We start from the raw sequence: 20,038 nt of genomic DNA on the forward strand, positions 1-20,038 counted from the left end.
AAAGAAATAACATGGGCAGCATGCATCCCGTACAGGTTATCGCGGTGACCGGTGGCAAAGGTGGCGTCGGTAAGACTAACGTGTCAGTGAACCTTTCACTGGCCCTTGCCGAGCTTGGCCGTCGCGTCATGCTGCTGGACGCCGATCTGGGTCTGGCCAATGTCGACGTGCTGCTCGGGTTGACGCCCAAGCGCACGCTTGCCGATGTCATCGAGGGGCGTTGTGAGTTACGCGACGTGCTGTTGCAGGGGCCGGGCGGGGTTCGAATCGTACCCGCTGCTTCCGGCACCCAGAGCATGGTGCATCTGTCGCCCGCCCAGCATGCCGGCCTGATCCAGGCGTTCAGCGAGATTGGTGACAACCTCGATGTGCTGGTGATCGACACGGCTGCCGGTATCGGCGAGTCGGTGGTCAGCTTCGTGCGCGCCGCTCAGGAAGTGCTGCTGGTGGTGTGCGACGAGCCCACGTCGATCACCGATGCCTACGCCCTGATCAAACTGCTTAACCGCGATTACGGCATGAACCGCTTCCGGGTGCTGGCCAACATGGCACAGAGCCCGCAGGAAGGGCGCAACCTGTTCGCCAAGCTGACCAAAGTGACGGATCGTTTTCTCGATGTTGCGCTGCAGTATGTAGGTGCCGTGCCGTACGACGAGTGCGTACGCAAGGCGGTACAGAAACAGCGCGCCGTCTACGAAGCATTCCCGCGTTCCAAATGTGCACTGGCCTTCAAGGCCATTGCCCAGAAGGTTGATACCTGGCCGTTGCCAGCCAACCCGCGGGGTCATCTCGAGTTCTTCGTTGAGCGACTCGTTCACCAGACCAGTGCAGGGCCTGTGCAATGACTGCGAGCGGCTACCAGATGTACAGCAAGGCTTCCCGTAATTCACAATACGAGTTGATCGAGCGCTATGCGCCACTGGTCAAGCGTATCGCTTATCATCTGCTGGCGCGCTTGCCGGCCAGTGTGCAGGTCGAGGATCTGATCCAGGCCGGCATGATCGGCCTGCTTGAAGTCTCCACCAAGTATGATTCCACCAAGGGTGCGAGTTTCGAGACCTATGCCGGCATTCGCATCCGGGGTGCGATGCTCGATGAGGTGCGTAAGGGGGACTGGGCGCCACGCTCGGTACACCGTAATACGCGTATGGTCAGTGACGCAATTCGGGCAATTGAAGCTAAAACCGGCCGTGACGCTAAAGATCACGAGGTTGCGGCCGAACTCCAGTTGAGTCTCGATGATTACTACGGGATTTTGAATGACACCTTGGGCAGCCGCCTCTTCAGTTTCGACGACCTGCTGCAGGACGGCGATCATGAAGGGCTGCACGAGGATGGCGCAAGCGGATCGCTTGAGCCGTCGCGCGACCTGGAAGACGAGCGCTTCCAGGCTGCGTTGGCCGATGCAATTGCCAATCTGCCAGAGCGCGAGCGTCTGGTGTTGGCGCTGTACTACGACGAAGAGCTGAACCTCAAGGAAATCGGAGAGGTTCTCGGGGTCAGCGAATCGCGGGTCAGTCAGTTACACAGCCAGTGCGCAGCTCGTTTGCGAGGGCGTTTGGGGGAGTGGCGAGCGCGTTGACAGGCAATGTGCGGTCTATGGCCGCGCGTTGACTGCAAGCCGGCTGTGCAGAGCGTTACGTGGTAACGGGGTGGACCCGTCAGAAGCCTGTCAGGTATTGCCTCGATGGGCTTGTTTCTCAGGTCCTTGCCTGTTGTTGTGCCAAGCCCGTCGTCGTTTCGTACAGCCGGGGGTGTGCTGTGCCAGTATTGAGTGAACAGCGTGTTCAGGTGCTGAATGCGTTAAAGACTGCTTGGAGGTCGAATTGGACAAGAACATGAAAATCCTCATCGTTGATGACTTCTCAACGATGCGGCGGATCATCAAGAACCTTTTGCGTGATCTGGGGTTTACCAACACATCGGAAGCGGACGATGGTCTGACCGCATTGCCGATGCTGCAGAGCGGTGCCTTTGACTTTCTGGTGACGGACTGGAACATGCCTGGCATGTCCGGTATCGATCTGCTGCGCGAAGTCCGCAAGGACGAACGCCTCAAGAGCCTTCCCGTGCTGATGGTCACTGCCGAAGCCAAGCGTGAGCAGATCATTGAAGCTGCCCAGGCTGGGGTGAACGGTTATGTAGTCAAGCCATTCACTGCCCAAGCCCTGAAAGACAAGATCGACAAGATCTTTGAACGCGTCAATAGCTGATGCAAGCCGCGAGGGCGCTATGGATAACAATGATTCGATGGCCGACTTTGAGTCGACCTTAAAAAGACACGCGCAGGAACTTGTCACCAGCCTTGAAAAGGGTCGTTTCGGTGACGCTGTGCAACTGATCCACGAACTCAACCAGACACGCGACCGCGGCCTTTATCAGGAAGTGGGCAAGCTGACTCGTGAGCTGCACAGTGCAATCGTAAACTTTCACATCGATCCGCACATGCCTCAAGCCGAGGAAGTGTCGCAGATCACGGATGCTACCGAACGCCTGTCGTATGTGGTGAGGCTGACCGAGAATGCGGCCAACCGCACCATGGACCTGGTGGAAGAGAGTACGCCGGTCATGAACGGCCTGAGTTCCGACGCCAAGGCGTTGAGCGATGACTGGGGACGTTTCATGCGCCGCGAAATCGGTGCCGAAGAGTTCCGCGAGCTGGCCAAGCGGGTCGATGGTTTTCTGACGCGTACCGAGAAGGAAACCCATCAGGTTTCCGCGCATCTCAACGACATTCTGCTCGCCCAGGATTACCAGGACCTTACCGGTCAGGTCATCAAGCGTGTGACGCAACTGGTGACCGAAGTCGAGAGCAATCTGCTCAAACTGGTGCTCATGGCCAGTCATGTCGATCGCTTCGCAGGCATCGAACATGACGAACAATCCATCCTCGATGAAAAAGATCCTAAAAAACATCTCACTCAGGGTGAAGGTCCGCAGATTCATGCCGATAAACGTGAAGACGTCGTATCCGGACAGGATGATGTAGACGATCTGCTATCGAGCCTCGGCTTCTAAGATCTGTAGACGGTTAATTTTAGGGAGCACCCCATGAGCTTCGGCGCCGATGAAGAAATCCTTCAGGATTTTCTGGTAGAGGCCGGCGAAATTCTGGAGCAGTTGTCAGAGCAATTGGTCGAGCTGGAAAGCCGACCGGATGATGCTGATCTGCTCAATGCAATTTTTCGCGGTTTTCACACTGTAAAAGGGGGCGCCGGCTTCCTCCAGCTCCATGAGCTGGTGGAGTGCTGCCACATCGCCGAAAACGTGTTCGACATCCTGCGCAAGGGTGAGCGTCGCGTTGATTCCGAACTGATGGACGTGGTCCTGGAAGCACTGGACACCGTCAACAGCATGTTCGGTCAGGTACGTGAACGGACTGACGTAACTCCGGCGACGCCAGAACTGCTGGCCGCGCTGTCGCGTCTGGCCGAGCCACAATCCGCCGACGAGGCCGCGGCTCCCGAGCCAGAGCCCGAGCCGGTGGTCGAAGTCCAGGCTGCTGCGGTTGCAGAGCCAGCGGCTGGCGACGAGATTACCGATGATGAATTCGAGCAACTGCTCGATTCGCTGCACGGCTCCAGCCCGGTGTCTGCAGCGCCTGCACAGGCGCCAGCAGCAGCGGCTGCGCCGGCGGGTGACGAAATCACCGATCAGGAATTTGAATCCCTGCTTGATCAGTTGCATGGCAAGGGCAAATTTGCGGCCGATGCTGCAACCGCTCCGGCCCCTGCACCTGTGGCGCAGGGCAGTGCAGCGCCTGCCGGTGACGAAATCACCGACGACGAATTCGAAGCGTTGCTCGATCAACTGCACGGCAAAGGTTCGTTTGACGCCGCGGTAGCGACGCCAGCAGCTGCTGCACCCGTAGCCGCTGCTGCCAAGGCGCCCGCTGCTGCGGCCGCGTCGGACGAAATCACCGATCACGAATTTGAAAACCTGCTCGACGAATTGCACGGCAAGGGCAAGTTCGAGCCTGAGGCGATTGTTGCCAAGGCATCTGCTCCGGCAGCCGCAGCCGCAGCGGCTGCTCCGCCACCGCCGCCACCTGCTGCCAAGCCTGCTCCGGCGCCTGCTGCGAAAGCAGAGCCGGTCAAACCTGCTTCGGCGCCAGCCCCTGCGCGCGCTCCTGCACCCAGCGGCGAAAAGCCGGTGGCGACAGAAGCCGAAACTACGGTTCGTGTCGATACCGCCCGACTGGACGAGATCATGAACATGGTCGGCGAGCTGGTGCTGGTGCGTAACCGCCTGGTGCGCCTGGGTCTCAACAGCGGCGATGAAGCCATGTCCAAGGCGGTTTCCAACCTGGATGTGGTCACCGCCGATCTGCAGACTGCGGTGATGAAAACCCGCATGCAGCCGATCAAGAAAGTCTTCGGTCGCTTCCCGCGTCTGGTTCGCGACCTGGCTCGCCAGCTCAAGAAAGAGATCAACCTGGAGCTGGTTGGTGAAGAGACCGACCTCGACAAGAACCTCGTAGAGGCGCTCGCCGATCCGCTGGTCCACTTGGTGCGCAACGCTGTCGACCACGGTATCGAAACGCCGGAAGAGCGCGAAGCCACGGGCAAGTCCCGCGGCGGTCGTGTGATCCTTTCGGCGGAGCAGGAAGGCGACCATATCCTGCTGTCGATCTCCGATGACGGCAAGGGCATGGACCCTAACGTCCTGCGCTCCATTGCTGTGAAACGCGGCGTCATGGACAAGGATGCAGCCGATCGGTTGAGTGACACCGATTGCTACAACCTGATCTTCGCGCCGGGCTTCTCGACCAAGACCGAGATTTCCGATGTGTCGGGTCGCGGTGTGGGCATGGACGTGGTCAAGACCAAGATCTCCCAGCTCAATGGCTCGATTAATATCTATTCGACCAAGGGCCAGGGTTCGAAGATCGTCATCAAGGTGCCGTTGACCCTGGCGATCATGCCGACCCTGATGGTGATGCTGGGCAATCAGGCCTTCGCTTTCCCGCTGGTCAACGTCAACGAAATCTTCCACCTGAACCTGTCGACTACCAACGTGGTTGATGGCCAGGAAGTGGTGATCGTACGTGACAAGGCCTTGCCGCTGTTCTACCTCAAGCGCTGGCTGGTCAGTTCTGCGGCTCATGAGGAGCAGCACGAAGGGCACGTGGTGATCCTGACAGTCGGCACTCAGCGCATCGGCTTTGTCGTCGATCAGCTGGTCGGTCAGGAGGAAGTGGTCATCAAACCGCTGGGCAAGATGCTGCAAGGTACGCCGGGCATGTCGGGCGCCACCATCACCGGTGACGGTCGCATTGCCTTGATTCTCGATGTACCGAGCATGCTCAAGCGTTACGCCGCACGGCGTATCTGAACCCGGGGTTGCGGGCAGCCTGGCTGCCTGCGACACCTATTGGAGTGTTTATGGCAGTCAAGGTCCTGGTGGTGGATGATTCCGGTTTTTTCCGCCGCCGCGTTACGGAAATTCTTTCTTCGGACCCCAACATTGTAGTTGTCGGCACCGCCACCAACGGCAAGGAAGCGATTGAGCAGGCGCTGGCACTCAAGCCGGATGTCATCACCATGGACTACGAAATGCCGATGATGGATGGCATTACGGCAGTTCGCCACATCATGCAGCGTATCCCCACCCCGGTATTGATGTTCTCGTCGCTGACGCACGAAGGTGCGCGCGTGACGCTGGATGCTCTTGACGCCGGTGCGGTGGATTTCCTGCCCAAGAATTTCGAAGATATTTCGCGCAATCCGCAGAAGGTCAAGCAACTGCTGTGCGAGAAAATCAACAGCATTTCACGCAGCAACCGCCGTTCCAGCGGCTTCGGTTCAGCCAGTGCAGCTCCGGCCGCACCGGCTCCTTCGACGTTGTCCAGCCGCGCGTCTGCGCCAGCCCCTGCACCTGCCAGGACGGTGCCGTCACGCACGGCGACACCTGCTCCGGCTCCGGCTGCTCCGGCCACTCATGCGCCGGCGCACCCGACTACTTCAGGCACAGCCAAGCGTAAGGCCTACAAACTGGTGGCCATCGGCACCTCAACTGGCGGTCCGGTCGCGCTGCAACGGGTGCTGACTCAATTGCCAGCCAATTTTCCGGCACCACTGGTGCTGATTCAGCATATGCCTGCGGCGTTTACCAAGGCATTTGCCGAACGTCTCGACAAGCTCTGCAAGATCAGCGTCAAGGAAGCGGAAGACGGCGACGTGCTGCGTCCTGGCCTGGCGCTGCTGGCGCCGGGTGGCAAGCAGATGATGGTTGACGGGCGCGGTACGGTGAAGATTCTGCCGGGCGACGAACGCCTCAATTACAAGCCGTGCGTCGACATCACCTTTGGCTCGGCTGCCAAGTCCTACGGCGACAAGGTGCTCTCGGTGGTCCTGACTGGTATGGGTGCCGACGGCCGCGAGGGCGCGCGACTGCTCAAGCAGGCCGGCAGTACCGTGTGGGCGCAGGATGAAGCGAGCTGCGTGATTTATGGCATGCCGATGGCCATCGTCAAGGCCGAACTCGCGGATGCGATCTACAGCCTCGACGACATCGGTCGGCACCTGGTAGAGGCCTGTCTCTGATGGATGTACTGAGCCTTATCGGTCTGATTCTGGCGTTTGTCGCAATCATTGGTGGTAATTTTCTCGAAGGCGGGCACCTCGGTGCCTTGCTCAATGGCCCGGCAGCTCTGATCGTGCTGGGCGGTACGCTCGGTGCTTCGCTGTTGCAGTCGCCGATGAGTGCGTTCATGCGTGCCATGAAAATCATCCACTGGATCATTTTCCCGCCACGTATCGATCTGCCCGGCGGGGTTGACCGGGTCATCGGCTGGAGCATGACCGCCCGCAAAGAGGGCTTGCTGGGTCTTGAAACCGTAGCCGATTCCGAGCCCGACGGTTATGCCCGCAAAGGGTTGCAACTGTTGGTCGACGGTGCCGAGCCTGCAGCGATTCGCAGCATTCTTGAAGTGGATTTCATCACCCAGGAAACCCGCGATATCCAGGCTGCGAAAGTATTCGAAAGCATGGGCGGCTACGCGCCGACCGTGGGTATCATCGGCGCGGTCATGGGCCTGATTCATGTCATGGGCAACCTGGCTGACCCCAGTCAACTGGGCAGCGGTATCGCCGTCGCCTTCGTTGCCACGATCTATGGCGTGGCCATGGCCAACCTGATCCTCCTGCCAGTGGCGAATAAGCTCAAGGCCATCGCCCACCGTCAGGCGCGCTATCGCGAAATGTTGCTTGAAGGTCTGTTGTCCATCGCCGAGGGTGAGAACCCGCGCTCCATCGAACTCAAGCTGCAAGGCTTCATGGAGTAACAGCGCATGGCTCGCCGTCGTCAGGTCGAAGAACATGAAAATCACGAACGCTGGCTGGTGTCGTATGCCGACTTCATTACCTTGCTGTTCGCGTTTTTCGTGGTGATGTACTCGATTTCCTCGGTCAACGAAGGCAAGTACAAGATTCTGTCCCAGGCATTGGTCGGTGTGTTCAATGACACCGAACGCACCATGAAGCCGATCCCCATCGGTGAGCAGCGCCCGGTTTCAGTCAAGCCCGCCGAGCCGCTGGTCAAGGACAGCGAGCAGACTGACGCAGGCATAGGTCAGGCGTCCGATGACCCGTTGCAGACCATTGCCCAGGACGTGCGCGATGCGTTCGGTGACCTGATCAAGTCCGACCAGATGACTGTGCGCGGCAACGAACTGTGGATCGAGATCGAACTCAACTCCAGCATGCTTTTCGGCAGTGGCGATGCGATGCCCAGCGACAAGGCCTTCACCATCATCGAAAAGGTCGCCGGGATCGTCAAACGCTTCGACAACCCGATCCATGTCGAGGGCTTTACCGACGACCAGCCGATCAGCACTGCACAATTTCCGACCAACTGGGAGCTTTCTTCAGCACGTTCTGCCAGCATTGTGCGCATGCTCGCCATGGACGGTGTCAATCCGGCGCGTCTCGCTTCGGTGGGCTATGGTGAGTTTCAGCCGATCGCCCCCAACACCAGCACCGTCGGACGCGCCAAGAACCGCCGTGTAGTGCTGGTTATCTCGCGCAATCTGGATGTTCGCCGCAGCCTGACCAGCGCTGGATCGGCCAATGTGCAACCGGATGCCGCATTGAGGCGTGCTGGCACACAAACTGCACCGGTGCCAGCAAAGCCGCCGGTACGCGCGAACGCCGTCAATTCTCCGTCACCCGCCCCCTAAACATCGTATCGGTATGGTCGTCGCTGTACGGAAGGAAAAACATTAATGAGAGTCTGGGCAGTAGCCAACCAGAAAGGTGGAGTCGGAAAGACCACCACGACCATTGCCCTGGCCGGTTTGCTGGCCGATTCAGGCAAGCGCGTGGTCGTGGTCGATCTGGACCCTCACGGCTCCATGACCAGTTATTTCGGGCATAACCCGGACGAACTGGAACACAGTGCTTTCGATCTGTTTCTGCATAAAGGCGCGGTGCCGGAGGGTCTTCCCGGCCAGTTGCTGCTGCCTACCAGCGATAAACGTATCTCGCTGATACCCTCCAGCACCGCGCTCGCCACACTGGAGCGTCAATCACCGGGCCAGAGCGGCCTGGGCCTGGTTGTCGCAAAAAGTCTGGCTCAGTTGTGGCAGGATTTTGACTATGCGTTGATCGACAGTCCGCCGCTGCTGGGCGTTCTCATGGTCAATGCCCTGGCGGCCAGCCAGCAGTTGGCGATTCCGGTGCAGACCGAGTTTCTGGCCGTGAAAGGTCTGGAGCGCATGGTCAATACGCTGACCATGATCAACCGTTCGCGCAAGGTGCCGCTGCCTTATACCATCGTGCCGACATTGTTCGACCGTCGTACCCAGGCATCGCTGGGCACCTTGAAATTGCTGCGCGACAGCTTCCCCGAGCATGTCTGGCAAGCCTATGTGCCGGTCGATACACGATTGCGCGATGCCAGCCGACTGGGGCTTACGCCGTCGCAGAACGACAGCAAGAGTCGTGGTGTGATCGCTTACCGGGCATTGCTCAAGCATATGCTCGCCGAGCAGCTCAATGCGCAGGTGGCCTGACGTGAACGTCTACTCTTTCTACATTGTTTGCTCAAGTGATGCCTCAATGCGGCCGATAACTGTATCAGGCTGCACATGCTCCATTTTTTGTTGGGCCCCGGTATGAACCGCCCTGTAGAAGTTGCAACACGACCCAAACTGGCTTTGCAGTCCTACCTGGACGCATTGTTGTACGACGCGACTGAAGTGCTCGAAGAGCCCGTCAGCAGCATCGATGAATTTCAGGCGGCTGTGCTCGAAGAGCAGGCCTTTGATGCGCGGATGCAAGCGCAGATCAAGCCGCTGGCCGTCGCGGTTGCCGCACCGGCTCCGGTGGCTGTAGCGGTCAAGGTTGAGGCGCCTGCGCCAGTGGTTGAAGTCGCTCCGGTGATCGTTGCCGAAGCGCTGCAGGTTGAAGTGGCTCAGGTTGAGGAGGCAGTGCCAACCGTTGCGCTGGTAGAACCGGTCGCCGATTTGAGCACGCTGGCAGCCCAGCGTACACCGACACCACCGCCGACCAGTGATGGTCGTCCGGCATGGGCTGCCGAGCCGTTCGAATGCCTGTTGTTCGATGTGGCCGGTCTGACACTGGCGGTGCCGTTGGTGTGCCTGGGGTCGATTTATCCGCTGGCGGGGCAGGAGCTGACGCCGCTGTTCGGTCAGCCGGACTGGTTTCTCGGGATCCTGCCTTGTCAGGCAGGCAACCTGAAAGTGTTGGATACGGCGCGCTGGATCATGCCTGATCGCTACCGCGACGATTTTCGCCAGGGATTGCAGTACGTGATTTCGGTGCAGGGATACGAGTGGGGGCTGGCGGTGCATCAGGTCAGTCGTTCGTTGCGTCTTGATCCGAACGAGATCAAATGGCGCGCGCAGCGAGGTCATCGTCCATGGCTGGCGGGCACGGTCATCGAGCACATGTGCGCGTTGCTGGATGTTGCAGAGTTGGCCGAGCTGATAGCCAGTGGCGCGGTCAAGCAGTTGAACAAGTCGAAATAATCATGGGTCGGTGCCAGTGGCGTCACCTGCAAAGAACACACGTGAGGGGTTGGGGTTATGAATAAGTCGTCTGCACAAGGTTCCGAAGATCCTATTCTGCAATGGGTTACGTTCCGCCTGGACAACGAGTCCTATGGCATCAACGTAATGCAGGTGCAGGAAGTGCTGCGCTACACTGAAATCGCCCCGGTGCCGGGTGCGCCAAGCTACGTACTGGGCATTATCAACCTGCGCGGTAACGTCGTGACCGTGATCGATACCCGTCAGCGTTTTGGTCTGGCCCCGGTTGAAGTCAGCGACAATACGCGTATCGTGATCATCGAAGCCGACAAGCAAGTGGTCGGTATCCTGGTCGACAGCGTGGCGGAAGTGGTTTACTTGCGTCAGTCAGAAGTTGAAACTGCGCCTAACGTCGGTAACGACGAATCGGCCAAGTTCATTCAGGGCGTTTGCAACAAGAACGGCGAACTGTTGATTCTGGTTGAACTGGACAAAATGATGTCCGAAGAAGAGTGGTCCGAGCTGGAGAACATCTGATTGATCTTTGAGGTAGCTGTCGTCTTCCTGGGCATTCTCTGGGTTGTCACCCTGTTTATGTTCCTGGCCCATACCAGGCGTCAGCGCAAGCTCGACGCCGGGCGTGACGAGGCGGCTGCCTTGCGGGATCAGCGGATCAAGGAGTTGGCCAGGCGTCTGGACAACTACCAGAACGGCACGGTGCGCATGGGCGAAGCGTTGCATGAGCTGCGTGCCGTCGTTGCGCCGTTGCCCGACAAGCTCACCGCCCTGGAGCAGCGCGATCCCTCCACGCTGTCCTTCGCCCAGGCCGCCCGTCTGGTCGGCATGGGTGCCAGCATCGACGAGCTGACCCAGTCCTGCGGCCTGACCCAGGCCGAAGCGCAACTAATGACCAAACTGCACGGTAATACAGCGAGCTAGTTTCTCGTTCGTATGGCTATCGTTCCCATGCTCCGCGTGGGAATGCAGTTCGTGACGCTCCGCGTCACACAGTGGTTCTGTGATGTCAGGTAGATTGGGGTTCGACTCAGGTCACCTTTTCGCCCCTCGGCGAGTTACTTTGACGGGCCAAAGTAACCAAACCCCCTCGCTCCTGTTTCCGGCCCGACTTCGTCGGGTTCCTTCGTCCTGTCACTAACGTCGCACTCTGCGTCGTCAGTGCCATCGCGATAAAAAAGCGCATTTACGATAGCCGTGAGCGCTGGAGAGTTTGGAACCTGTAACTCAGTCCCTGCGCCCTTACTGCTCGTCCAGCGCAAACTCGGTCAGACAGAACGTCGGGATCTTCAGGTCGTTAAGACGCTTGGAACCGCCCAGTTCCGGCAGGTCGATAATCGCAGCGGCCTCGTACACTTCGGCACCCATGCGGCGGATCAGGTTGGCGGCGGCGATCAGCGTGCCTCCGGTCGCGATCAGGTCATCGAACATGATGACCGAGTCACCTTCGCACAGGCTGTCGGCATGCACCTCCAGATACGCTTCGCCGTATTCGGTCTGATACGCCTCTGACAGTACATCGGCAGGCAGTTTGCCTTGTTTGCGGAACAGCACCAGCGGCTTGTTCAACTGATAGGCAACCACCGAACCAATCAGAAAACCCCGCGCGTCCATAACGCCGATATGGCTGAACTCGGCATCGATGTAGCGCTGCACGAAGCTGTCAATCACCTGACGGGTGGCCTTGGGCGATTGGAACAGGGGCGTGATATCGCGGAAGACCACGCCCGGCTTTGGGAAGTCCACGACCGGGCGGACAAGGGATTTGAAGTTCGATTGATCGAAAGTCATCAGGGGGTTCCATGGCAGTTTTGGCCGACAGTTTAAGCCGACCCGCCAAAGATCGCACGTTTCAGCTTTGCATCGACCCGCCAGCCAGCGCACACAGCTCGATGGGGGCGAGGATGTGAATCTCTTTGCCCTCGGCAGAAATCAGCTGATTTTGCTGGAACCGGGTAAATACACGGGACACCGTCTCGACTGCCAGACCCAGGTGATTACCGATTTCATTGCGCGACATGCTCAGTCGGAACTGATTGGCCGAAAAACCTCTGGCGCGGAAGCGTGCAGACAGATTGATCAGAAAGGTGGCGATACGCTCATCGGCGGTCTTTTTCGAGAGCAGCAGCATCATTTGCTGATCGTCGCGGATCTCACGGCTCATGACGCGCATCAACTGCCGACGCAGCTGCGGCAGTTTCACGGACAGTTCGTCCAGACGCTCGAAAGGGATCTCGCAGACCGATGTGGTTTCCAGTGCCTGCGCCGAGACTGGGTAAGCCTCGGCGTCCATGCCTGACATGCCCACCAGTTCGCTGGGCAGATGAAAGCCGGTGAGCTGTTCTTCACCGCTGTCACTGATATTGAAGGTTTTCAGTGCCCCGGAACGCACCGCGTAGACCGACTCGAAGGTGTCCCCCTGACGAAACAGAAACTCGCCTTTTTTCAGGGGGCGGCCGCGTTTGACGATCTGGTCAAGGCAGTCCATGTCTTCGGTATTCAACGAAAGGGGCAGGCACAACGGCGCGAGACTGCAATCCTTGCAATGAGCCTGGGTTTGAGCGCGCGACTTGACTGGCTCGGACATCACTTAATTCCTTGTGGGAAATCACACATAAGCTGTAAGGGTAACTCACCCGTGCTTGTCGGGGCCAGCCTGCAAATCTTTCGCAGTCATCAAGGTCGCAGACTGTCTGCCGATAACCCTGTATTCCTTCAGCCACATCAGGATGCCTTGGCATGTCAACGACACTCCCGTTGATCAACAGCATTACGATACGGACTGCGACCTCGCAGACCACCTACAGTTATGCCGAGCAAAGCACTGCCGAGACATCTGCAAGCGAGACAAAGGGCGTACAGGTCAATTTGTCCGCAGAAGGCAAGGCGGCTGCTTCATCGTCCTCCAAAAACGCCGATATCGAGCAGAGCGGCCTGCCTGCTTCCGTGCAGAAGATCCTCAAGGCGATTCGCGAGCTTCAGCGCAGGATCGAGGAAACCATGGAGCAGATCCAGAAGGCCCTGAATGACCCCAGCCTGAGCCCCGAGGAGCGACGGACCAAGGCCGCGGCATTGCAGACCGTGCTCAGCACGTTGCAGGCGCAGGTGAGCAATTCCACGGCCGATATGTCGTCGCTCATGAACGGCCTGGGCTCCAGTGACGCCGACAAGACCAAGGCGGGGATGCTGGTTCTGGCCAAAATGTAGAACCTGGACGCGGGTCATATCACTCGGGAGAACTGCTGTCTGTTGTGCCGGGTCAGGTAAGCATCGAAGACCATGCACACTGCGCGTACCAGCAGTCGGCCTGCCGGTCTGACTTCAATGCCCGTCTCACTCAGCGTAATCAGCCCGTCGCTGGCCATGCCGAGCAGTTGCGGCCACGCTTCGCTGAAATAGTCCCTGAAATCGATGCAAAAGGTCTTCTCGATATTGCCGAAATCCAGGGTGAAGCCGCAAATCAATTGCTGAATGATGGCGCGCCTGATGCGGTCGTCATCGTGGCAGATCAGTCCACGTCGAGTTGCGGGCTGGTCGCTGTCCAGCAGCCTCAGATACTCGCTCAGGTCGCTGCTGTTCTGGCTGTACAGCTCACCGACCTGACTGATGGCCGAGACACCCAGGCCGATCAGGTCGCAGTGACCGTGCGTGGTATAGCCCTGAAAGTTGCGTTGCAGGGTCAGGTCTTCCTGAGCGATGGCCAGCTCGTCGTCGGGCAGGGCGAAATGGTCCATGCCGATGTAGCGATAACCGGCGTTGCCCAATTGCTCGACGGTGCGCTCCAGCATCAGCAGTTTGCTCGCTGCATCCGGCAGATCCGCAGCGTCGATGCGCCGCTGCGGCATGAAGCGCTCGGGCAGATGCGCATAGTTGAACACCGACAACCGGTCGGGCTGCAGATCGATGACCTTGTCCACGGTGTGGCTGAAAGTCTGCGGGTTCTGTGCGGGCAGGCCGTAGATCAGATCAATATTCACCGAACGAAATTGCAGCGTGCGCGCCGCTTCGACTATCGCGCGGGTCTCTTCCAGGCTTTGCATGCGGTTGATCGCCCGCTGCACCGTCGGGTCAAGGTCCTGCACGCCCAGGCTGACCCGGTTGAAACCCAGCTCGCGCAGCAGTCCCATCGTCGACCAGTCCGCTTCGCGAGGATCAATCTCGATGCCATAGTCGCCGGAATCGTCGTCCAGCAGGTTGAAGTGTGAGCGCAGTTGCGCCATCAAGCGGCGCAGTTCGTCGTGACTGAGAAAGGTCGGCGTGCCGCCGCCGAGGTGCAGTTGCTCTACCACCTGACCTGGCGCCAGGTGACAGGCGAGCATTCGCATCTCGTGTTCGAGCCGTTTCAGGTAGGCCTGAGCGCGGCCGCGGTCCTTGGTGATGACTTTGTTGCAGGCGCAGTAGTAGCAAATGTTCGCGCAGAAGGGCAGATGCACGTAAAGCGACAACGGACGTGATGCCTTGCGGCTTTCGCGCAGCGCATGCAGCAGGTCGATGGCGCCCACTTGGGTATCGAACTGCGCTGCAGTCGGATAGGACGTATAGCGCGGCCCCGCCACATCGTAACGATGGATCAGGTCTGAATCCCAACGAATGGCGTCAAACATGCGCGCGTTTCCCGGTCTGGCTGGCGATGTCGCGAGCATACGCAGGAGGCCGGGGGGCGGCGTTGATGTGGATCAAGTGGCAAGAGTTGCCGGCGTCAGTGCCCCATCAGCCAGTGCTGGTGGGGGCCTGGCAAGGTCCAGATACCGAAGACCATCACCAGCAAACCTCCCGCCATGCGCACACCACGCTTGCGCAACAAGACCGTGGTGCGCTCGGCAGCCAGACCGGTGGCCAGCAGAACCGGCCAGGTGCCCAGCCCGAACGCCAGCATCAGCAGCGCGCTGTCGAGAGGGTTGCCCTGGCTGGCGGCCCACAGCAGGGCGCTGTAGACCAGCCCGCAAGGCAGCCAGCCCCACAGCGCACCGAGCACCACGGCGCGCGGCACACTGGACACCGGTAACAGGCGACTGGCCAAGGGTTGCAAATAGCGCCACAGGCCTCGGCCGAGACGCTCTATATAAGTCAGCCCGCTCCACCAGCCTGCCAGGTACAGCCCCATCATGATCAGCAATACGGCAGCGACGATGCGCAAGCCCGTCGCCAGCGGACTTTGTGCCACCGCCCAGCCGACCAGTCCGGAACACAGGCCAGCTGCGGCGTAACTGAGAATGCGCCCCAGGTTGTAGGCCAGCAGCAAACGAAACCGGCGACTGCGCTGTTCCTTGGGGATGGCCAGCGTCAGGGCGCCCATCAGGCCACCGCACATGCCTAGGCAGTGACCACCGCCCAGCAGCCCGAGAATGAACGCCGAGAACAGCATCGAGGCGAGTTCAAACATCGCGTTTCTCGTCCGGGCCCGACTGCGGAGACTCAGGCGGGACATGCTCCACAGGCGGCGTGTCATCGAACAAGATGCTGTGTGCCGGACCTTCCATGTCGTCGTACTGACCGCTGTCCACTGCCCAGAAGAACACGTAGATCGCCACGCCCACCAGCAGCAGAGCGGCAGGGATCATGATGTAAAGCGCGGGCATGAAACCTCCGGTGCAGATTGGGGGGCAAGGGCACGACGCGGCAGGCGGGTCAGGCGCAAGGCGTTGAGCACTACCGTCAGTGAACTGATCGACATGCCGATCGCCGCCCACACCGGAGTGATCCAGCCCAGGGCCGCGAAGGGCAGCATGAGGCCATTGTACAGACCGGCCCAGAGCAGGTTTTCGATAATGACGCTACGCGTGCGTCGGGCCAGATTCAGCGCGTCGATCAGCACCGGGAGGCGGTTGCACAGCAGCACCGCGTCAGCGCTGGTTTTGGCGAGGTCGGTGGCCGAGCCCATCGCCACACTGATGTCGGCTGCTGCCATGACCGGTACGTCGTTCACCCCGTCACCGATCATCAGCACCTTGCGCCCCTGAGCCTGAAGCCGGCGCAGCACCTCCAGCTTATCGTCCGGGCACATGCCGCCACGCGCCTCGTCGATGCCCAGCGCCTGCGCGACGCTGTCAACCATCGGTGAGCTATCGCCTGACAACAGCAGCGTTTTCCAGCCTCGCGACCGGCATGCCTGTAACAGGATGTCGGCATCCTCGCGCAGTCGGTCGTCCAGCACCAGCCATGCGAGCGGGCCCTGCGCATCGCCCAGCAACAGCCATTGGCCGCAACGCCCGGTTGGCAAGGGTGTTTCAGCACCGCTCAGCGCGCAGACGAATGCCGCCTCGCCGATGCGCAGCAGATGCCCGTCAACACGACCTTCCAGCCCCAATCCCGGTGTGCTGAGCACCTCTTCGGCAGCCTTTGGCGCTCGACCGAACGCGCGGGCGATGGGGTGCTCGGAGCGGTTTTCCAGGGCCGCCGCCAGTTCCAGGCAGCGATTGGCGTCCAGCTCGCGCAATGGGTGAATGCTGCGCAACGTCAGGCGTCCTTCGGTCAGAGTGCCGGTCTTGTCGAAGATGACCGTGTCGATCTGGTTGAGGCCTTCGAGCACATGACCCCGGGTCAGCAGCAGGCCGAGTGTGTGCAGCGTGCCGGTCGCCGCAGTCAAGGCGGTCGGTGTCGCCAACGAGAGTGCGCAGGGGCAGGTGGCGACGAGCATGGCCAGGACGATCCAGAATGCGCGCGATACGTCCAGCTGCCACCAGATCATCCCGATCAGTGCGGCCGCGATCAGCGAAAACAGCAGAAAGGTCTGTGCCGTCCGGTCGGCAATCTGCGCGAGTCGGGGCTTTTCTGCCTGCGCGCGTTCGAGCAGCCGGACAATGGCCGAAAGACGGGTTTCGTGGCCCAGCGCCGTCACGGCAACGGTCAGTGGGCTTTCGACATTCAGCGTTCCTGCGGTGACCGCATCGCCCACTCTGCGCATCTGAGGCAAGTATTCGCCGGTCAACAGCGATTCATCGATACTGGAGCGACCCTCGAGGATTTTGCCATCGGCCGGTATCACTGCACCGGGCTGTACCAGCACCCGATCGGCCAAGTGCAGTTCGCTGAGCATGATGCGCTGGCTCTGGCCGTCATCGCTGAGGCGCAGGCATGAGGCGGGCAGCACGTTGACCAGTTGGGCCGTGGCCGCTGCCGTGCGCTCGCGGGCGCGGCGTTCCAGGTAACGTCCTGCCAGCAGGAACAGTGCAAACATGCCGACTGCATCGAAATACAGCTCGCCAGCGCCGGTGACGGCGGTCCAGATCCCCGCGGCGTAGGCCGCGCCTATTGCCAGCGACACCGAGACATCCATTGTCAGGTGGCGGCTGCGCAGGTCGCGCAAGGCACCGCGAAAGAATGGCGCGCAACTGTAGAAGACGATCGGCGTGGTCAGAAACAGCGCCACCCAGCGCAGAATGGTGTGCATCTGCGGGCTGAGGTCGATATTGAATTCCGGCCAGGTGGCCATGGTGGCCATCATGGCCTGAAACCACAGCAGGCCGGCTACGCCCAGTTGTCGCAACGCCAGACGATTGTCACGCGCCAGGCGTTCGGCTGCGCGGTCGGCCTGCCATGGATGGGCGACATAGCCAATCGCGTGCAGCTCGCTCAGCAATTGGCTGAGCGCAAGCTGGTCGGGGTGCCAGCGCACCAGCAGGCGATGAGTGGACAGATTCAGGCGCGCTTCGGCCACTGCTGGCAGCCGCCCCAAGCGTTGCTCGATCAGCCAGCCGCAGGCCGCGCAACTGATGCCTTCGACAAGCAGGGTGGCTTCTGAAAGGTCGCCGTCGTGGCGCACGAAGGGCGCCTGTACGTCGGTGCGGTCGTAGAGCACCAGTTCCTCGAGCAATTGGCTGGGCAGGCTTTCCGGGTTGGCCGAGGTTTCACTGCGGTGGCGGTAATAGTTGTCCAGACCGCTGGCGACGATGGCCTCGGTCACTGCCTGACAACCGGGGCAGCACAGCTGTCGGGTGGCACCGAGCACTACCGCGTTGAAATGGCTGCCCGCTGGAACCGGTAAGCCGCAGTGGTAGCAGTGCAGCGGAGCAGGAGAGGAGGGCTTGGCCACGCTCAGTCTTTCCGGCGTTGCGCGGCTTGCAGGGGCTCGTCACCCAGGGTCACGTCGTCAGTGCCGATCTGTTCCTCCTCGAAGAGGCGCCAGGTCTGCTCGCCTTCGACACCCAGCAGTTCCACAAAACGCCGACCATCGACCTTGTCCTGCAACTGACCGATGTAACGGCCCGGTTCCGACGGGCTGCGGGTCAGGAACACCCGGCGATCACTGGCAGGGCGCGTGGGCGAAATGAGGTTGAGTTCCAGACGCTCCGGGTTGCTGTTGCCGCTCAGGTGCAGCCCGACTTCTCCGGTCAGCTCATCTAGGTGCAGGCGCGCGTGCAGTTTGAGGGTCTGGGCGAGCACTTCGCGATTCAACGAGCGATTGATGCCTTTGCCGGCCTCGTAATAGTTATCGGTGACCAGCGGATCTGGGTGGGTCACGGCGATGAACACCATCGACAGGCTCAAGGTCACCGAACCGGTGAGGATGGCGATGATGATCCATGGCCAGAGGTGCCGGTACCAGGGGCTTGCAGCAGTCGCAGCGGGCATGACGGTGCTCTTAACGAATGGGTGGGCCGAGGAAGCGGCTTTGGGTCTCGACCTGAGTATCGCTGTCGATGTCCTTGAGGGTAAAGGTTACCTCGTTGCTGTGCGACGGCAGTTTTTCCGGCGCACTGGACAGCTCCACCGGCAGGCTGACGATTTCGCCCGCCGGGACACTGATTTCCCGATGGCCCTGCAGTCTCAGGTCGGGCAGGCCGCTGGCCTGCAGCACATAGGTGTGGTCCACCTGATCCTTGTTCATCACTTTCAGGCTGTAGACGTTTTCGATCCGGCCTTCGGCGTTTTCCCTGAACAGCATGCGGTCCTTGCTGACCTCCAGACCCACCAGCGTGCGCATGCAGAAAGCAGCCGTCAGCAGCGCAATCATCAGCAGCAGGACCAGCGCATAACCGACCAGACGTGGGCGCAGAGTGCGGGTGCGTTGTCCGGACAGATTGTGTTCGGTGGTGTAGCGAATCAGGCCGCGAGGGTAGTCCATCTTGTCCATGACCGTATCGCAGGCATCGACGCACGCCGCACAGCTGATGCACTCCACCTGCAGGCCGTCACGAATGTCGATGCCGGTCGGGCAGACCTGCACGCACATCGTGCAGTCGATACAGTCACCCAGCCCCAGTGCCTGAGGATCAGCCTCCTTCTTGCGCGGGCCTCGGGCTTCGCCACGATTCTGGTCGTAGGAGATGATCAGTGTGTCCTTGTCGAACATCACGCTCTGGAATCGTGCATAGGGGCACATGTAAATGCATACCTGTTCGCGCAGCCAGCCGGCATTCAGGTAAGTGGCCAGGGTAAAGAAACCGACCCAGAAATAGGCCCAGCCATCCGCCTGGCCCGTGAACAGATCCACGCACAGCGCGCGGATGGGTGAGAAATACCCGACGAAGGTCATGCCGGTGGCAAGCCCGATCAGCAGCCACAGGCTGTGCTTGGCGAACTTGCGCAGCAGTTTGCCGGCACTCATCGGGGCATGGTCGAGCCTGATACGCTGGTTGCGGTCGCCTTCAGTGACTTTCTCGCACCACATGAAGATCCAGGTCCAGACACTCTGCGGGCAGGTATAGCCACACCAGACCCGGCCGGCATAAACGGTGATGAAGAACAACCCGAACGCTGCAACGATCAGAATGCCGGACAAGAGGATGAAATCCTGTGGCCAGAACGTCGCGCCGAAGATGTAGAACTTGCGTTCCGGCAGGTTCCACCAGACCGCCTGATGCCCGCTTCGATTCAGCCAGACCGTGCCGAAGAAGATAAGCAGCAACAGGGCGCCGCCGAGCATCCTTACATTTCGAAACAGACCCTTGAACGCGCGGGGCTGGATTTTCTCGCGCGAAGCGTAGAGGTCGGTGAATTCGCCGTTTATTTCGCATGCCGGGGTGATGTCGTGTACTGGAATGTGCTTGGTCATCGATGAGTCCAGCGGCGGTGGCCTGGCCCCGGCCTATA

The 20,038-nt window shown here is 60.1% G+C and carries 21 protein-coding genes; 13 read left to right on the forward strand and 8 right to left on the reverse strand.

The features are described 5' to 3' along the window. Nucleotides 1–11: 11 nt before the first annotated feature. The 12 genes from fleN to AO388_RS18815 all read left to right on the forward strand — a co-directional run bounded on the left by fleN (nt 12) and on the right by AO388_RS18815 (nt 10,930). Complete coding sequence (gene fleN / locus AO388_RS18760; protein ID WP_003412391.1) at nt 12–845, forward strand: flagellar synthesis regulator FleN; 834 nt, start codon at nt 12–14, stop codon at nt 843–845. Continuing rightward, complete coding sequence (fliA, locus tag AO388_RS18765; RefSeq protein ID WP_002554271.1) at nt 842–1,582, forward strand: RNA polymerase sigma factor FliA; 741 nt, start codon at nt 842–844, stop codon at nt 1,580–1,582. Before fleN ends, fliA begins: the two co-directional genes overlap by 4 nt. Before the next feature lie 256 nt (nt 1,583–1,838). Continuing rightward, on the forward strand, nt 1,839–2,213 hold the full coding sequence (locus tag AO388_RS18770) for a chemotaxis response regulator CheY (protein ID WP_161420660.1): 375 nt from the start codon (nt 1,839–1,841) through the stop codon (nt 2,211–2,213). A gap of 19 nt (nt 2,214–2,232) precedes the next feature. Continuing rightward, nucleotides 2,233–3,018: a protein phosphatase CheZ gene (locus tag AO388_RS18775; RefSeq protein WP_003370183.1), complete on the forward strand. Its 786-nt coding sequence runs from the start codon at nt 2,233–2,235 to the stop codon at nt 3,016–3,018. Nucleotides 3,019–3,051: 33 nt separating this feature from the next. Then, on the forward strand, nt 3,052–5,334 hold the full coding sequence (locus AO388_RS18780; RefSeq protein ID WP_058416900.1) for a chemotaxis protein CheA: 2,283 nt from the start codon (nt 3,052–3,054) through the stop codon (nt 5,332–5,334). A gap of 50 nt (nt 5,335–5,384) precedes the next feature. Then, a complete protein-coding gene (locus tag AO388_RS18785; protein WP_058416901.1) occupies nt 5,385–6,545 on the forward strand; it encodes a protein-glutamate methylesterase/protein-glutamine glutaminase in 1,161 nt (386 codons plus the stop codon). After that, the gene (locus AO388_RS18790; protein WP_003436124.1) at nt 6,545–7,285 is read left to right on the forward strand and encodes a flagellar motor protein; all 741 of its coding nucleotides are present in this window, start codon (nt 6,545–6,547) and stop codon (nt 7,283–7,285) included. The genes AO388_RS18785 and AO388_RS18790 overlap by 1 nt, the downstream gene beginning before the upstream one ends. Before the next feature lie 6 nt (nt 7,286–7,291). Beyond that, nucleotides 7,292–8,179: a flagellar motor protein MotD gene (gene motD, locus AO388_RS18795; protein WP_003370193.1), complete on the forward strand. Its 888-nt coding sequence runs from the start codon at nt 7,292–7,294 to the stop codon at nt 8,177–8,179. Nucleotides 8,180–8,224: 45 nt separating this feature from the next. Continuing rightward, entirely contained in the window at nt 8,225–9,013 is a 789-nt protein-coding gene (locus AO388_RS18800) for a ParA family protein (protein WP_003370196.1), read from the forward strand. 75 nt (nt 9,014–9,088) lie between these two features. Next, nucleotides 9,089–9,991, forward strand: a complete 903-nt coding sequence (locus AO388_RS18805) for a CheW domain-containing protein (protein WP_063613812.1) — start codon at nt 9,089–9,091, stop codon at nt 9,989–9,991. A 57-nt stretch (nt 9,992–10,048) separates the two neighbouring features. Next, the gene (locus tag AO388_RS18810) at nt 10,049–10,528 is read left to right on the forward strand and encodes a chemotaxis protein CheW (RefSeq protein WP_003370201.1); all 480 of its coding nucleotides are present in this window, start codon (nt 10,049–10,051) and stop codon (nt 10,526–10,528) included. After that, entirely contained in the window at nt 10,529–10,930 is a 402-nt protein-coding gene (locus AO388_RS18815; protein WP_003370204.1) for a DUF2802 domain-containing protein, read from the forward strand. It begins immediately after the preceding gene. A 318-nt stretch (nt 10,931–11,248) separates the two neighbouring features. Here the strand turns inward: AO388_RS18815 and AO388_RS18820 are convergent, their stop codons facing one another. Further along, the gene (locus AO388_RS18820; protein WP_058416903.1) at nt 11,249–11,797 is read right to left on the reverse strand and encodes an adenine phosphoribosyltransferase; all 549 of its coding nucleotides are present in this window, start codon (nt 11,795–11,797) and stop codon (nt 11,249–11,251) included. Between the two features lie 61 nt (nt 11,798–11,858). Continuing rightward, nucleotides 11,859–12,593, reverse strand: coding sequence for a fumarate/nitrate reduction transcriptional regulator Fnr (fnr, locus tag AO388_RS18825; RefSeq protein WP_003370208.1), 735 nt, complete (start codon nt 12,591–12,593; stop codon nt 11,859–11,861). 152 nt (nt 12,594–12,745) lie between these two features. Here fnr and AO388_RS18830 point away from each other — a divergent pair, with 152 nt between their 5' ends. Next, a complete protein-coding gene (locus tag AO388_RS18830) occupies nt 12,746–13,213 on the forward strand; it encodes a hypothetical protein (RefSeq protein WP_044309021.1) in 468 nt (155 codons plus the stop codon). Between the two features lie 14 nt (nt 13,214–13,227). On the opposite strand, the gene hemN is transcribed toward AO388_RS18830, so the two are convergent. The 6 genes from hemN to ccoG all read right to left on the reverse strand — a co-directional run bounded on the left by hemN (nt 13,228) and on the right by ccoG (nt 20,000). After that, the gene (gene hemN / locus AO388_RS18835) at nt 13,228–14,610 is read right to left on the reverse strand and encodes an oxygen-independent coproporphyrinogen III oxidase (protein ID WP_058416904.1); all 1,383 of its coding nucleotides are present in this window, start codon (nt 14,608–14,610) and stop codon (nt 13,228–13,230) included. Nucleotides 14,611–14,705: 95 nt separating this feature from the next. After that, complete coding sequence (locus tag AO388_RS18840; RefSeq protein WP_003436137.1) at nt 14,706–15,389, reverse strand: sulfite exporter TauE/SafE family protein; 684 nt, start codon at nt 15,387–15,389, stop codon at nt 14,706–14,708. Beyond that, the gene (gene ccoS / locus AO388_RS18845) at nt 15,382–15,585 is read right to left on the reverse strand and encodes a cbb3-type cytochrome oxidase assembly protein CcoS (protein ID WP_003370219.1); all 204 of its coding nucleotides are present in this window, start codon (nt 15,583–15,585) and stop codon (nt 15,382–15,384) included. Before ccoS ends, AO388_RS18840 begins: the two co-directional genes overlap by 8 nt. After that, nucleotides 15,564–18,038 (reverse strand): heavy metal translocating P-type ATPase, encoded by a 2,475-nt coding sequence (locus AO388_RS18850; protein WP_058416905.1) that lies wholly within the window; start codon nt 18,036–18,038, stop codon nt 15,564–15,566. Before AO388_RS18850 ends, ccoS begins: the two co-directional genes overlap by 22 nt. A 2-nt stretch (nt 18,039–18,040) precedes the next feature. Beyond that, nucleotides 18,041–18,577: a FixH family protein gene (locus AO388_RS18855; RefSeq protein ID WP_003370222.1), complete on the reverse strand. Its 537-nt coding sequence runs from the start codon at nt 18,575–18,577 to the stop codon at nt 18,041–18,043. Nucleotides 18,578–18,587: 10 nt separating this feature from the next. Further along, a complete protein-coding gene (gene ccoG, locus AO388_RS18860) occupies nt 18,588–20,000 on the reverse strand; it encodes a cytochrome c oxidase accessory protein CcoG (protein WP_058416906.1) in 1,413 nt (470 codons plus the stop codon). Between the last annotated feature and the right edge of the window lie 38 nt (nt 20,001–20,038).

Origin of the sequence: Pseudomonas sp. ICMP 10191 (genome assembly GCF_001467335.1) — a bacterium.
GTDB classification, from domain to species: Bacteria; Pseudomonadota; Gammaproteobacteria; order Pseudomonadales; family Pseudomonadaceae; genus Aquipseudomonas; species Aquipseudomonas cerasi.